Raw genomic sequence first — 14,757 nt, forward strand, 5'->3', positions numbered from 1 at the left:
CCGGCGGCCGCACCATCCCTGTCACCCACCACCGATCACCACACCGAAAGGGCCTCCTGATGCCACCCCGCCCCTCCGCTCCCGGTCCCGCCGCTCGCCGCACCGGCCTCGCCGCGGTCAGCCTGCTGCTGCTCACCGGCTGCTTCGCCGAGGGCTCCGGCACCTCCTCCGCCGGGGGAGCCGGCGGCTCGACCGACGGCCGGATCGAGCTCGCCATGCTGCAGCCGCCGCGCTCGGGGCTGTCCCCGCTGAGCGACGACGCCTTCAAGCTCTCCCGCTGGTCCACCGCCGAGACGCTGGTCCGGCTGGACGAGGCCGGGGACGCCCAGCCGATGCTGGCCACCGCGTGGGAGCAGCTCGACGACACCACCTGGTCCTTCACGATCCGGGACGGCGTCACCTTCCACGACGGCACCGAGCTCACCGCGGAGAACGCCGCCGCCTCCCTGGCCCGGGCGGTGGAGGCGGAGCCGGCCCCGCGCATCCTCGACGGGGTGGAGATGAGCGTGGCGGCCGAGGGCGACACCGTGCGGGTCACCACCGCCGGGACAGACCCGCTGGTCCCGCAGCGGCTGTCCAGCCCGCAGCTGTCGGTCCTGGCCCCGGCCGCCTACGAGGGCACCGCCGTGACCCCGGTGGGCCACGGCACGGGTCCGTTCGAGCTCACCGCCGTGGACGGCACCTCCGGGGCCACCCTGGAGCGCTACGACGACCACTGGGCCGGCGCCGCGGCGGCGGCCGGCATCGACGTGTCCTTTGTGCCCGACGGCACCGCCCGGGCCGCCGCGCTGCGCACCGGCGAGGCCGACGTCGTCGAGGCCGTGCCCGTGGGCCAGGCCGCCCAGGTCGAGGAGGACCTCCTCGAGGAGGTGCCGATGCCGCGCACCAACACGCTCTACCTCAACACCGAGGACGGGCCGTTCGCCGACCCCGCCCTGCGCGCCGCCGCCCGGGAGGCCCTGGACCCGCAGCGCATCGTGGACGGGGTCTACGAGGGCCGGGCCGACGCGGCCGCGGGACTGCTGGGCCCGGCGATCCCCTACGCCGCGGAGGGCCGGGGCACCGACGCCTACCGCGAGGCGCTGGCCGACCGCGCCGAGGCCGGGGACCCGGCCGGGCGGAAGATCACCATCGGCACCTTCACCGACCGGGCCGAGCTGCCCGAGGTCGCCGTCCAGCTCCAGCAGCAGCTCGAGGCCGCCGGCTTCGAGGTGGAGCTCGAGGTGCGCGAGTACCAGTACATCGAGGCCGACGCCCTGGACGGCGACTTCGACGCCTTCGTCCTCTCCCGCGCCACGGTGCTCGACTCGGGCGACCCAGTGGCCTACATGGTGAGCGACTTCGGCTGTGAGGGCTCGTTCAACCTCTCCCGGTTCTGCTCCGGGGCCGTCGACGACGCCCTGACCGCCGCGGAGCAGGCCGCTCCCGGCGAGGAGCGCCAGGAGGCGATCATGGCCGCCGAAGCGGCGATCCTGGCCGAGGACGCGGCGATCCCGATGCTCCACGAGCGCGTCATCCAGGGTGAGCAGGACGGCGTGGAGGGCGCGGTCCGCGATCCGCGCGAGCGCGAGCTGATCACGGCCGAGACCGCCGTCTCCGAGTGACGGGCCGAGTGACGGGCCGAGTGAGGGGACGGGGAGGGGCTGCGGCCCTGATCTCCCGCGCCGCGGCCTTCGCCGCCGTCGTCCTGCTGATCGGGGCCCTGCCGTGGCTCTCGGGCAGCAGCCCGGAGTACACGGTGCTGCGCGCCCGCTACGCGGACCGGCCGGCCACCCCGGAGGTGCTGGCCCAGATCCGGACCGAGCTGGGCCTGGACGGCGGCCCGGTGGCCGTCTTCGCCGACTGGGCGTCCGGCGTCCTCACCGGGGACCTCGGCACCTCCTGGATCAGCGGGCGCCCGGTCCTGCCCGGCGTCCTGGAGTCCATGGGGGTGTCCCTGACGCTGATGGGCGCGGCCCTGCTCGTCGCCCTGCTCGTGGCCGCCGTGACCTGTGTGCCCACCGTCCGCAGCGGGCTCGCCGGGCGCCCCGTCCGCGGGGCCGGGGCGGCGGCCGCCGCGCTGACCGCGCTGCCGGAGTTCCTGCTGGCGGCGGTGCTGCTGATCGTCGTGGCCGTCTGGGCGGGCTGGCTCCCGCCCTACGGATGGCAGGGGCCCGAGCACGTGGTGCTCCCGGCCCTGGCGCTCGGCCTGCCCGGGGGCGGGCTGATCGGCCGGCTGCTCTCGACCGCCCTGGCCGGCGCCTTCACCGAGCGCTGGGTGCACACCTGGGCCGTGGCCGGGCACTCCCGGCCGCGGATCGCGCTCGCGGCGCTGCACCGGGCCCTGCCCGGGGTGATCGGGCAGATCGCTCTCGTCGTCGTCGGGCTCACCGGCGGGGCGGTGCCGGTCGAGGAGGTCTTCGCGATCCCCGGCCTGGGCCGGACCCTGCTCGGGGCCGCGGCGGCCCAGGACATCCCCGCCCTGCAGGCGGGGATCCTGCTCCTGCTCGTGCTCGCCGCGCTGTGCGGTGCCCTGGCCGCCCTGGCCCGCCGGGCGCTGCTGGGGCCGGCCGCCCGCTCCGGGGACCTGCCCGTCCCCGGGCCGCCCCCGGGGCGGCGCCGGGCGTGGTGGACGGTGCCGGTCGTCTCGGGGGCCCTGCTGCTGTGGCTCGTCGTCGCCGGACTGCTCCGGGACCCCTACGCCTCCGCCCACGGGCGGCTCGAAGCGCCCTCCTGGGCGCTCCCGCTGGGGGCCGACGCGTCCGGCCGCGACGTGCTGGCGCGCGTGGGCCACGGCGCCCTGGACACCCTGGGCCTGGCCCTGGTCGTGGTCGCCGCCTGCCTGGTCATCGGTCTGGCCGTCGGGATGACCGGGACGTGGTCCACCGGGCCGGTCGAGGTCACCAACGCGGCACCGCCGATCATCGCCGGCATCCTCGTCGTGGCGGTGGCCGGCCCCTCCGCGGCCGGAGCCGCCCTGGCCGTCACCCTGGTGAGCTGGGCACCGCTGGCCGCCCACACCGCCGCCCTCGTGGCCGAGATCTCGGCCCGGCCCTACGTCCGGGTGCTGCCCCTGCTCGGGGTGGGCCGGACCCGCATCCTGGCCGGGACCGTCCTGCCCACCCTGCTGCCGGAGGTGACCCGGCACGCGGTCCTGCGCCTGCCCGGCACCGCCCTGGCCATTGCCGGCCTCGGCTTCCTGGGCCTGGGGCAGCAGCCGCCGGCCCCGGAGTGGGGGCTGCTGCTGGCCGAGGGCATCGGCTACGTCGAGCGCGCCCCCTGGACCGTGCTCGGGCCCGCGGGTGCCCTGGTGCTCGCCTCCGTCCTGGCAGTCTCACTCTCCAGCGCCGACGTCGCGAGGCGGACGGCCCGTCCTGGGCGGGGGCCTGCCGAGGCGGGACCTGCCGAGACGGGACCTGCCGCCACGGCGTCTCCTGCCGCGCTGTCCGTTCCGCGCCGGGGGGAGGACGCCGTGCGGTCCGCCGTGCAGCCGGCGCGGCGCTGATCCCGGCGGCACCGGTCCGCCGCGGAACCGGTGCCGAATTGACCATCGTTCTCATTTTCTTGAGAATGGCTCTCATGAAACTTCGATCCACGCCGGAGGCACCGGCCCCCGCGGACCGCTCGGCGATCCGCACGGAGGACCTCACCGTGGTCCTCGGCGCCACTCCGGTGCTGCGCGGGGTCGACCTCGCTGTGGCCGAGGGCGAGGCCGTCGCACTCATGGGCGGCAACGGCTCCGGGAAGTCGACCCTCATCAAGTCCCTGCTCGGCATCGTGCCCGTCGACTCCGGCGAGGCCCGGCTGTTCGGCGCCGACGTCACCGGCGCGCGCCGGGCCGTGCCGTGGTCGCGCATCGGCTACGTCCCCCAGCGCGTCGGCGTCGGCGCCGGGGTGCCGGCCACCGCGCTCGAGGTCGTGGCCTCGGGGCTGACGGGACACCGGCGCCTCCGCCCCGGCCCCGGGGCCCGGCGCGCGTGCCTCGACGCCCTGGAGCAGGTGGGACTGGCCGACCGGGCGCGCGAGAGCGTGGCGATCTTCTCCGGCGGCCAGCAGCAGCGGGTGCTGATCGCCCGGGCGCTGGTGCGGCGGCCCCGGCTGCTGCTGCTGGACGAGCCCCTGTCCGGGGTGGACCAGGTCTCCAAGGAGGCCATGGCCCGCATCCTGGCCCAGCTGCAGGCCGACGGCACCACGCTCCTGGTGGTGCTCCACGAGCTGGGCGAGCTGGCCCCCCTGCTGGACCGCGCCGTGGTGCTGCGCCACGGGCGCATCGTCCACGACGGCAGCCCTCCGCTGCCGGCCCCCGGGCACGACGCCCCCGATCACGAGCACCTGCACCCCCACGGGGACGAGCACTCCGCCGTCCCGACCGCCCCCGATCTCCACGGAAAGCCCCAGTGACCATGATCGAGACCCTCGCCGCCATGCTGGCCAGTCCGCTGATGCAGCGCGGCCTGCTGATCGCCGCCCTCGTGGGCGTCTCCGCGCCGGTGATCGGCACCTACCTGGTCCAGCGGCGCCTGGCGCTGCTCGGCGACGGCATCGGCCACGTCGCCCTGACCGGGGTTGCTATGGGCTGGCTGGCCGGCTCGGCGGCCGGACTCACCCCGCACGACGCCCTCGCCGTGCCCGGGGCGGTGGTCGCCGCGGTCATCGGCGCGGTGCTCATCGAGGTGATGCGCACCAAGGGGCGCACCAGCGGCGACGTGGCGCTGGCCCTGCTGTTCTACGGCGGCATCGCCGGTGGCGTGCTGCTGATCGGGCTGGCCGGCGGCACGTCGGCGAACCTCACCGGCTACCTCTTCGGGTCCATCGCCACCGTCACCCCCCTGGACGTCTGGCTCACCGCCGGGCTGGCCGCGGTGGTCCTCGGCCTCGGGCTCGGACTGCGCCCGGCGCTGTTCTCCCTGTGCCACGACGAGGAGTTCGCCCTCGCCACCGGTCTGCCGGTGCGGGCGCTGAACATCATGGTGGCCGTCATGGCCGCCCTGACCGTCTCCGTGTCGATGCGCGTGGTCGGCGTCCTCCTGGTCTCCGCCGTGATGATCGTCCCGGTGGCCGTGGCCCAGCTGGTCACCCGCTCCTTCGCCGGGACCATGGGGACGGCCATGGCCGTCGGGGTCGGGGTCTGCGTCACCGGCCTGTCCATCACCTACTTCCACCCGCTGTCCCCCGGGGCCACGATCGTGGTGCTGGCCATCGCCTGCTACGTGCTGGCGCTGCTCCTCCGCCCCCTCCTGGGGCGCGCCCGGCGCCACGGCGCGCCGGATCGCCTCCACGACGTCGAGGACGACCTCCAGCTGCGAGGGGCGTGACCGTGTCCCGGACCACCCGGCAGCGCTCCGCCCTGGCCGAGCTGCTCGAACGGACCCCGGAGTTCCGCTCCGCCCAGCAGCTCCACGCCCTGCTGGGGGAGCAGGGGGAGTCCGTCTCCCTCGCCACCGTCTACCGCAACCTCGGCGCCCTGGCCGAGGCCGGGGAGGTCGACGCCCTCGCCGCCCCCGGCGGGGAGACCCGGTACCGCCGGTGCCGGCGCACCGAGCACCACCACCACCTGGTGTGCCGCCGCTGCGGCCGCACCGTGGAGGTGGCCGAGACCGCCGTCGAGCGGTGGGCCGCCCAGACCGCCCGCCGGCACGGGTTCACCGAGGTCTCCCACGCCATCGAGCTCCACGGGACCTGCGAGGCGTGCCGGCACGACGTCTGAGGGTCGGCCCATCGCGGCCGTTTTGACAATGATTCTCAGATTGACTGAGAATTGTTCTCATGACCCTGTCGCGTGCCCTCGCCGTCCCGCTGTCCCTGACCGCCGCTCTCGCCCTGTCCTCCTGCGCCTCCGGCTCGGGCGACCCGTCGGCCGCCGGCGGGGGATCGAGCGGGACCCTGAGCGTGCAGGCCTCCTTCTACCCGCTGCAGTACGTCACCGAGCGCGTCGGCGGGGACCTCGTGCAGGTGGACTCGTTGACCCCCGCCGGGGCCGAGCCGCACGACCTGGAGCTGTCCCCGGCCGCCGTCGACGGACTGCGCACCGCGGACGCCGTGGTGTACCTCTCCGGTTTCCAGCCGGCGGTCGACGACGCCGTGGCCCAGGCCGCCCCCGAGCACGCCCTCGACGCGGTGCACGCCGGGGTGGAGGGCGAGGAGGCCCACTCCGCCGAGGAGCACGGGGCCGCGGAGGAGGCGCACAGCGAGGAGGCCCACGGCGACGAGGCCTCCGCCGAGGAGCCGCACGCCGAGGACGACCACGGGCACGACCACGGCGGGGAGGACCCGCACTTCTGGCTGGACCCCGACCGGCTCGCCGCGGTGGCCACGGAGGTCGCCCACGAGCTGGCCGAGGTCGACCCGGACAACGCCGAGACCTACGAGTCCAACGCCGAGGAGCTGGCCACGGAGCTGGCCGCCCTGGACGAGGAGTTCGTCGCGGGGCTGGCCACCTGTGAGCGGGACACCATCGTGGTCTCCCACGACGCCTACGGATACCTGGCGGACAAGTACGACCTCGAGCAGGTGGCCATCGCCGGGCTCGACCCCGACACCGAGCCCTCCCCGGCCCGGCTGGCCGAGATCGGCAAGGTGGTCGAGGCCGAGGGCGTCACCACGGTGTTCTCGGAGTCCCTGGTCAACCCGAAGGTCGCCGAGACCCTGGCGGCCGAGCACGGGATCGAGACGGCGGTCCTGGACCCGGTGGAGAACCAGTCCGACGAGAACGCCGACTACCAGCAGGTCATGCGCAACAACCTCGAGGCGCTGCGCACCGCCCTGGACTGCGCCTAGGGCTGCGCAGCCGCCTCCGCCGGGACGCCCGCGAGGTGATGGACCGTCCCGAGACGGATCCGGCGGTCCCCCACCGCGCACGGGCGCGGTGGGGGAGAATGGGAACCGTGAACAGGACGACGGGGACCACCGTGGGCGCAGCCTCTCCGCACCATGACGCGGTGGACCCGGGCCCCGCCCGGACCTGAGCGGGCGCCGCCGACGAAGGAGCCACGATGTCCTCACCTCCCGCGGGTCGTGTGCTGGTGGTCGACGACGAGGTCGACCTGGCGCAGCTCGTCGCGGGATACCTGCGCAAGGCCGGACTCGACGTCGCGGTGCGGCACGACGGCACCGACGCGGTGGCCGCCGTGCGGGACTTCGCGCCACAGGTCCTCGTGCTGGATCTGGGGCTGCCCGGGATCGACGGGGTCGAGGTGTGCCGTCAGGTGCGGACCTTCTCCGACTGCCACGTGCTGATGCTCACCGCCCGCGACGACGAGATCGACAAGATCGTGGGCCTGTCGGTGGGAGCCGACGACTACGTGACCAAGCCGTTCAGCCCGCGCGAGCTCGTGGCCCGGGTCCAGGCCATGCTGCGCCGGGCCCGCACCGGCCCCGCACCCGCCCCGGCGGGGCCGGACCGGGAGCTCGTGGTCGGGGACCTGGTGGTGGACGAGGCCGCCCGGGAGGTCCGCGTGGGCGGGGAGCCGGTGGCGCTGACCCGGATCGAGTTCGACCTGCTGGCCGCCCTGGCGGCCCACCCGCAGGTGGTGCTCTCGCGCCGGCAGCTGGTGGAGATGGTCTGGGACGCCGCTTGGACCGGTGACGCACACCTGGTGGACGTGCACATCGGGCGGATCCGCAAGAAGCTCGGCGACGAGGCCGCCGGCCCGAAGTTCATCCAGACCATCCGCGGCGTCGGCTACCGGATGGGGGCCGGACGGTGAGCACCAGTGCCCCGTCCCGGACCCGGTCATGGAGATCGCTGACCGTGCGGTTGATGCTGGCACAGACCTCGGTGCTGCTCAGCGGGCTGGTGATCGTGATGATCACCGCGGTCCTGGTCGGGCCGGACATGTTCCACGAAGAGCTCATCGACGCCGGTCACTACGACGAGGCCGACGGACTGGATCACCTGGAGGACGCCTTCCGCTCGGTGAGTCTGATGGCCCTGGCCATCGGCGGGCTCACGGCCCTCTGCATCGCCGGGCTGCTCAGCTTCTACCTCTACCGCACCATCGGGCGGTCCCTGGCGTCCTTCAGCACCGCGGCCGAAGAGGTGGCCGCGGGCAACTACGGCGTGCGCGTGACCTCCGCCGCGCTGGGGCCGGAGTTCGACGCCCTGGCCGGCTCCTTCAACGGGATGGCCGCCAAGCTCAGTGCGGTGGACACCACGCGGCGCCAGATGCTCGCCGACCTGGCCCACGAGATGCGCACCCCGCTGGCCAGCCTCAAGGGCCATCTGGAAGGAGTCGAGGACGGGGTGGTCGCCCTCGACGAGCACACCACCGGGATCCTCAACGCCCAGATCACCCGCCTGGAGCGCCTGGCCCGCGACATCCGCCAGCTCACCGCCGCCGAAGAGGGCATGACCCGGCCGCAGCTCACCCTCCAGGACCCCCGGCACCTGGCGGACCAGGCGGTCGCGGCCATCGAGCCCGACGCCGCCGGCAAGGGTGTCTCGATCACCTCGGTGAGCACCGGCCCGGAGACCGCCCCGGTGCCGCTGGACCCGGAGCGGATGGGCCAGGTGCTGAGCAATCTGCTGGAGAACGCCCTGCGCCACACCCCGACCGGGGGCGCCATCGTCCTGCGCACCGACCACACCGCCGAGGCGGTCACCTACACCGTCACCGACACCGGGGAGGGCATCAGCGCGGAGGGCCTCCCGCACGTCTTCGAGCGCTTCTACCGCGCGAACACCGGCCGGGAGGCCCACCGCGGCGGCTCGGGGCTGGGCCTGGCGATCAGCAGGGCCCTCGTCGAGGCCCAGGGCGGAACTTTGGAGGCCGCCAGTGACGGCCCCGGCCGCGGCGCCAGCTTCCGGATCCACCTGCCCCGCCGTCGCCCCGCCGGCTGAGCCCGCCGGACGGCCGGCGACCTCCGGGCCCGCCGCCGGTCTCTCGGGGCCTGCACGCGGGGCCGGTGCTTCCGCCCGCGGGCTCAGACGGTCCTGAGCGTGCGGCTGTCGTCGCGGATCTGCCCGACGAGCTCCTCGAGCATGTCCTCCAGGGTGACGATGCCCTCGGTCCTGCCGCGCCCGTCGAGCACGAGGCCGAGGTGGGCCCCGGAGTTCTGCATCAGGGCCAGGGCCCGGCGCAGGGGCACGTCCCGGTCGATCGTGGGCAGCGCGCGGATCAGGGACGGGTCGATCGGGGTGTCCCGGGCGGCCTCGTCGATCTCGATCAGGTCCTTGATGTGCACGTACCCGGCGAGCTCCCCGAAGACGTCGAAGATGGGGAACCGGGAGAACCCTCCGGCGGCCACCGTCTCGGCCTGGGCGGGGGTGACCCCGGCGGGCAGGGTGGTGACCCCGTCCAGCGGGATCACGATCCCGGTCACGCTGCGCTGCTCGAAGGTCAGGGCCCCCAGCAGCAGCCGCTCGTCGTTGGCCTCCAGCAGACCGCCGTGGCGGGACTCCTCGACCAGGGCCGCGACCTCGTCACGGGTGAACACCGAGGTGACCTCGTCCTTGGGCTCCACCTTCAGCAGCCGCAGGATCACGTTGGCGACGCCGTTGAGCACCCACAGCAGCGGGCGCAGCGCGGTGACGATGCCCACCAGGACGGGGGCCAGGACCACGGCCATGCGCTCCGGGCCGGCCAGGGCGATGTTCTTGGGCACCATCTCCCCGAACACCACGTGCAGGTAGGTCACCAGGGACAGGGCGATCGCGAAGGCGATCGGGTGCACGAAGGCCTCCGGGACGCCGATCGCGGCGAAGGGCACCTCCAGCAGGTGGGCGATGGCCGGTTCGCTGATGTAGCCCAGGGCCAGGGAGCAGATGGTGATGCCCAGCTGTGCGCCGGCCATCATCAGCGAGACGTTCTCCATGGCCCCCAGGGTCACCTTCGCGGCCCAGGACCCGGACAGCGCCCTGGGCTCGATGATGGTGCGGCGGGCGGAGATCAGGGCGAACTCCGCGCCGACGAAGAACGCGTTGGCGCCCAGGAGCACCACGGTCAGGATCAGGCCGGTGACCTCGCTCATCGGACGGACTCCTTCTGGTGGGCGGGCACTTCCACGGCGCGGTCCTCCGCGCCGTCCTCGGGTGCCGTCCCGTCACCGGGGCGGTGGACGCGGGCGTGCACCGCGGTGATGCGGTGGACGTCCAGCGCGGTGACCTCGAAGGTGATCGTGGCCTCCGGTTCACCGGGCGCGGGGGCGGCCGCCACCGTGACCCGGTCCCCGACCTCGGCCAGTCGGCCCAGGTGCAGGGTCACGAGCCCGGCGAGGGTCTCGTAGTCCTCGTGCTCGGGGACCGCCGCGCCGAGGTGCTCGGCCGCCTCGTCCGGGCGCAGCGCCGCGGAGAGGTCCCAGGACCCGTCCGGCTCCACCGTGACGGGCTCCGGCTCGGGGTCGTGCTCGTCGCGCACCTCTCCGACGAGCTCCTCGACCAGGTCCTCCAGGGTGACCAGCCCGGCGGTGTCGCCGAACTCGTCGATCAGCACCGCCATCTGCAGGCCCCCGGCGCGCAGGGTGTCCATCAGCTCGTCCAGCTCCACCGTGTCCGGGACGAAGGTCACCTCGTCCATGACCGTTCCCACGGTAACGGCGTTCCGCTCGCGGTAGGGCACGGCCAGGCCGTGGCGCACGTGCACCTGGCCCAGGACCGCGCCCTCGTCCGCGTCGAGGACGGGGAAGCGGGAGTGCCCCGAGGCCTTGGCCGCGGCCAGCAGCTCGTGCACGGACGCGTCCGGGGCCAGGGTGGTCATCTGACCCCGGGGGGTCATCACGTCGTGGGCGCGGCGGTCGCCGAAGGCGAAGGAGCGCTCGACCAGCTCGGCGGTGGCCGCGGCCAGCGCCCCCCGCTCGGCGGAGTGGCGCACCAGCCCGGCGAGCTCCTCGGGAGAGCGGGTCGAGGCCAGCTCCTCCTGCGGCTCGACCCCGAGGGCGCGCACGATGCGGTTGGCGTTGCCGTTGAACAGCCGGATCGGCCAGGCCAGGGCCTTGGTGAAGCCGCGCTGGAACCCGCTCACCGCACGCGCGGTGGCCAGCGGCCTGGAGATGGCCAGGTTCTTGGGCACCAGCTCCCCGAAGATCATGGTCAGGCCGGTCGCCAGCACCAGCGCCAGCACGACGGAGGTGGAGCGGGCCGCCACCGGGGACAGCCCGGCGCCGGTGAGCGGACCCACGATCAGGGCGGCGATGGCCGGCTCGGCCAGGAAGCCGATGCCCAGGTTCGTCACGGTGATGCCCAGCTGCGCCCCGGAGAGCTGCGTGGACAGGGTCTTCATCGCCCGCAGCACCCCGCCCGAACGGCGGTCACCGGTGGCCGCGGCGGCCTCGACGTCGTTGCGGTTGACGGTGATCAGCGAGAACTCGGCGGCCACGAAGGCTCCGCAGGCGGCGATCAGGGTCACCCCGAGGAGGATCGACAGGACTTCCATCAGCCCCACCACCTCGTCACATCTGCACGGCCCGAAGGCCAGGGTCTGTCACAGGGCGCGTCGCAGTGGGCGCTCATGATCTCCGTATCTCACTCGTGCACAGGGCGGCCCAGCATCAGGCCGCGGGAACCAGGAAATCTAGCAATCCCAACCGGGAGAAGGCTGGGAAAGATGCCCGGCGCACGAGCACCGGCACAGCCCGCCAGTAGGCTCGGGCCGTGACCGGACTCAGTGGAGCGGCCCTGCTCGAGGTGCTCGGCGCCGCCGCGACCAACGCCGGTCTGGCCCTGGTGGCGGCGGCCGTGATCATCCGCTGCCTGCACGCCCGGTGGCACCGGACCGAGGCGATCCACGTCCTGCGGGACGGGGCGTGCTACCTGCGCTGGCACACCACGCGCTACGAGATCCACGAGGAGCCCTGGCACCACCCGCCGGTGCCCGCTCCCGCGCCCGGGGCCGAGGTGGTCGTCTGGTTCCACTCCCGGCACCCCGAGCAGTGGAGACTGAGCACCCCGCACCGCCCGGTCTGGGCGCTGGCGGTCTGCGGGGCAGGCCTCGTGCTCCTGGGACTGCTGATGCCGGTGTTCCTGTAGGCCCGGGCCAGATGCCCACGTCCACCGCCGAACCTGTGCGTCAGCCCGGAATGTGGGGCGTCGTCACGTGGGGGCGTCCGACGGCAAATAGACTGTGAGGCGTTCCAGACCCCCGATCATGGAGAGCGTGAACCAGCCCGATGGGCCCATCGCCTGCGAGACCCGGGTCGTCCGACGACCCGGGCGACAGTTGTCCTTTTCCCGCAACAGCTGACCCCCGCCGCAGGCTCCGGCCCGGCTCTCCCGATCCAGGAGTGAGCCCCCGATGATCGGAGCGATTCTCACCCTGCTCCTCGGCATCGTCGTGATCCTGGCGATCATCGCCGCCAACGGGTACTTCGTGGCCCAGGAGTTCGCCTACATGTCGGTCGACCGCGTCAAGCTCGGCGCGCGCGCCGAGGCCGGCGACAAGGCCGCCCAGCGCGCCCTGAAGGTCACGCGCCGCACCTCCTTCATGCTCTCGGGCGCCCAGCTGGGCATCACCGTCACCGGTCTGCTCATCGGCTACGTGGCCGAGCCCATGGTGGGGGAGTCCGTGGGCGTGCTGCTCGGCGCCGCCGGGGTGCCGGCCGCGCTGAGCATCTCGGTGGGGACGGTGGGCGCGCTGGTCGTGGCCGCCGTCGTGCAGATGATCTTCGGGGAGCTGTACCCGAAGAACCTGGCGATCGCCAACGCCGAACCGCTCGCCCGCGGACTGGCCCGCTCCACCACGATCTACCTCGGCCTCTTCGGGTGGCTGATCACCGTGTTCGACCACGCCGCCAACGCGCTGCTCCGGCTGTTCCGGATCGAGCCGGTGCACGACGTCGACACGACCGCGACCGTGGAGGACCTCGAGCGCATCGTCGCCGACTCCCGCGAGAGCGGGGACCTGCCCGAGGAGCTGTCGGTGCTCATCGACCGCATCATCGACTTCCCCGACCAGGACGTGGAGCACGCCATGATCCCGCGGTCGCAGGTCGGCACGGTCTCCCCGGACACCACCGTGGGCGAGCTGCGCGTCCTCATGGCGCAGGAGCACACCCGCTACCCGGTGATCTCCGCGACCGAGGAGCCCCTCGGCGTCGTCCAGCTCGCCGATCTGCTGCGCGGCGGCGTGCCCGATGACGCCGCGGTCTCGACCATGATGGCGCCCCCGCTGGTGCTGCCCACGCTCATGTCGCTGCCGGACGCACTGGCGCAGCTGACGGAGTCGCGCAACGAGCTCGCCTGCGTGATCGACGAGTACGGCGGCTTCGCCGGCATCCTGACCGTCGAGGACCTGGCCGAGGAGCTGGTCGGGGAGATCACCGACGAGCACGACGACGAGCCGCCCGCCACCATCACGCCCGAGCACGGGGACACCTGGCGGATGACCGGCGACATCCACGTCGACGAGGTCGAGCGCGCGGTCGGCCACGAGCTGCCCGAGGGCGACTACGAGACCATCTCGGGCCTGCTCATCGCCCAGCGCGGTGAGCTCCCGGTCTCCGGGGAGGTGGTGCGGGTCGAGCTGCCCGACGACCCCCGCGATCTCGTCCTCGACCGGCCCGTCCACCGGGTGCTCGACGTCGAGGTGCTCGAGCTCTCTCGGCACGTGCCCAGCGAGCTGCTCGTGCGGCTCGTCGAGACCACCGCCGAGGGCGCCGACCCCGCGGAGAACACCACCGCCCGGACCGGCGCCGAGAAGGAGGAGGACCGATGAGCGATCCCCTGGTCGTCACCGCCGTGACCGTGCTGCTCATCGTGCTCAGCGCGTTCTTCGTCATCGTCGAGTTCGCCCTGCTGGGCGCGCGCCGCCACCGGCTCGAGGCCGAGGCGGCGACCAACCGCGCCGCCCGCGCCGCCCTGCGCGGCATCAACGAGCTGACCATCATGCTCGCCGGCGCCCAGCTGGGCATCACCGCGTGCACGTTCGCCCTCGGCGCCGTCACCAAGCCGGCGGTCGACGCGTGGCTCAGCCCCGTGTTCGTTTCCTGGGGCGCGCCCGAGGGGCTGGCCGACGGCGCCGCCTTCGGTCTCTCCCTGCTGTTCGTGACGTTCCTCCACCTCGTGGTGGGGGAGATGGCGCCCAAGTCGTGGGCGATCGCGTACCCGGAGACCTCGGCCAAGCTCATCGGCGTGCCCTCGCGCGGCTTCATCTGGGTCGTGCGGCCGCTGCTGGTGTGGGTCAACGCGATCGCCAACCGGCTGGTCGCGGCCAGCGGCGTCACCCCGGTGGACCGGGCGGCCGTCGGCGGCCAGGACGTCGACACGATCCGGCACCTCGTCGAGCACTCGGCCTCCGTGGGCGCGCTCGACCCGTCCTTCCGCACCCAGCTCTCCGGCGTGCTCGAGCTCGAGCAGCTCACCGTCGAAGCGCTGGTCGCACCGGGCGCGACGCCGACCACCGTGCCGGTCCGGGCCACCGCGGCCGACGTGCAGGCGGCCGCCGCCCGCTCGGGGCACCTGCGGATCCTCGTGGAGGACCCCGGCGCCGGCACGCCCGGAGTGGTCCACGTGCGCGACACGCTGCTCGAGCCCCCGGACCGGCCCGTCCGGGACCTGGCCCGCCCCGCGTTCGTGCTCGACGCCGACACCCCGGTCTACGAGGCCCTGGCCCGGATCCGCGCGGCCGGGGAGCAGTTCGCGGCTGTCGTGCACGAGGGCCGCTTCGTGGGAGTGATCACCCTCTCCGACGTCCTGCGGCGGGTCCTGCCCCGGGAACTCGCCGCCGACAGGCCCACGGGCCGGTGAGGAGGACGGGACCGTCCCACGACCGGGCGGCGGCGGCGTAGCGTAGAGCGTCCGGGCGCGACCGCCCCGTCGTCGTCCCACCGCCCCGCCGCCCCGCTAGG

The 14,757-nt window shown here is 74.0% G+C and carries 13 protein-coding genes; 11 read left to right on the forward strand and 2 right to left on the reverse strand.

Features of this window, described 5'->3' with window-relative positions:
• The first annotated feature begins 59 nt into the window (after positions 1-59).
• From EQG70_RS00970 to EQG70_RS01005, 8 genes are all read left to right on the forward strand, one after another.
• Positions 60-1,604, forward strand: coding sequence for an ABC transporter substrate-binding protein (locus tag EQG70_RS00970; protein WP_109268999.1), 1,545 nt, complete (start codon positions 60-62; stop codon positions 1,602-1,604).
• Between the two features lie 20 nt (positions 1,605-1,624).
• Complete coding sequence (locus tag EQG70_RS00975) at positions 1,625-3,484, forward strand: ABC transporter permease subunit (RefSeq protein WP_109244555.1); 1,860 nt, start codon at positions 1,625-1,627, stop codon at positions 3,482-3,484.
• A gap of 74 nt (positions 3,485-3,558) precedes the next feature.
• Positions 3,559-4,380: a metal ABC transporter ATP-binding protein gene (locus tag EQG70_RS00980; RefSeq protein ID WP_052132750.1), complete on the forward strand. Its 822-nt coding sequence runs from the start codon at positions 3,559-3,561 to the stop codon at positions 4,378-4,380.
• 2 nt (positions 4,381-4,382) lie between these two features.
• Positions 4,383-5,294, forward strand: a complete 912-nt coding sequence (locus EQG70_RS00985; RefSeq protein ID WP_035924571.1) for a metal ABC transporter permease — start codon at positions 4,383-4,385, stop codon at positions 5,292-5,294.
• Positions 5,291-5,686, forward strand: coding sequence for a Fur family transcriptional regulator (locus EQG70_RS00990; RefSeq protein WP_017831881.1), 396 nt, complete (start codon positions 5,291-5,293; stop codon positions 5,684-5,686). The genes EQG70_RS00985 and EQG70_RS00990 overlap by 4 nt, the downstream gene beginning before the upstream one ends.
• A 59-nt stretch (positions 5,687-5,745) precedes the next feature.
• Positions 5,746-6,756 carry a metal ABC transporter substrate-binding protein gene (locus EQG70_RS00995; protein WP_017831882.1) on the forward strand — a complete coding sequence of 337 codons (1,011 nt, stop codon included), beginning with the start codon at positions 5,746-5,748 and terminating at the stop codon, positions 6,754-6,756.
• Between the two features lie 215 nt (positions 6,757-6,971).
• A complete protein-coding gene (locus EQG70_RS01000; protein WP_031282190.1) occupies positions 6,972-7,685 on the forward strand; it encodes a response regulator transcription factor in 714 nt (237 codons plus the stop codon).
• A 53-nt stretch (positions 7,686-7,738) separates the two neighbouring features.
• Positions 7,739-8,818, forward strand: coding sequence for a sensor histidine kinase (locus tag EQG70_RS01005; protein WP_109268998.1), 1,080 nt, complete (start codon positions 7,739-7,741; stop codon positions 8,816-8,818).
• Positions 8,819-8,901: 83 nt separating this feature from the next.
• On the opposite strand, the gene EQG70_RS01010 is transcribed toward EQG70_RS01005, so the two are convergent.
• Together EQG70_RS01010 and EQG70_RS01015 are read right to left on the reverse strand one after the other, a co-directional pair.
• The gene (locus tag EQG70_RS01010) at positions 8,902-9,948 is read right to left on the reverse strand and encodes a hemolysin family protein (protein WP_109268997.1); all 1,047 of its coding nucleotides are present in this window, start codon (positions 9,946-9,948) and stop codon (positions 8,902-8,904) included.
• A complete protein-coding gene (locus EQG70_RS01015; protein ID WP_244296629.1) occupies positions 9,945-11,348 on the reverse strand; it encodes a hemolysin family protein in 1,404 nt (467 codons plus the stop codon). The genes EQG70_RS01010 and EQG70_RS01015 overlap by 4 nt, the downstream gene beginning before the upstream one ends.
• A 218-nt stretch (positions 11,349-11,566) precedes the next feature.
• Between EQG70_RS01015 and EQG70_RS01020 the strand changes: the two genes are divergently transcribed.
• The 3 genes from EQG70_RS01020 to EQG70_RS01030 all read left to right on the forward strand — a co-directional run bounded on the left by EQG70_RS01020 (position 11,567) and on the right by EQG70_RS01030 (position 14,656).
• The gene (locus tag EQG70_RS01020) at positions 11,567-11,941 is read left to right on the forward strand and encodes a hypothetical protein (protein ID WP_109268996.1); all 375 of its coding nucleotides are present in this window, start codon (positions 11,567-11,569) and stop codon (positions 11,939-11,941) included.
• Positions 11,942-12,206: 265 nt separating this feature from the next.
• Positions 12,207-13,625 carry a hemolysin family protein gene (locus EQG70_RS01025; RefSeq protein WP_017831888.1) on the forward strand — a complete coding sequence of 473 codons (1,419 nt, stop codon included), beginning with the start codon at positions 12,207-12,209 and terminating at the stop codon, positions 13,623-13,625.
• Positions 13,622-14,656: a CNNM domain-containing protein gene (locus tag EQG70_RS01030; RefSeq protein WP_017831889.1), complete on the forward strand. Its 1,035-nt coding sequence runs from the start codon at positions 13,622-13,624 to the stop codon at positions 14,654-14,656. Before EQG70_RS01025 ends, EQG70_RS01030 begins: the two co-directional genes overlap by 4 nt.
• Positions 14,657-14,757 lie beyond the last annotated feature (101 nt).

Origin of the sequence: Kocuria rosea, from assembly GCF_006094695.1 — a bacterium.
GTDB lineage: Bacteria > Actinomycetota > Actinomycetes > Actinomycetales > Micrococcaceae > Kocuria > Kocuria rosea.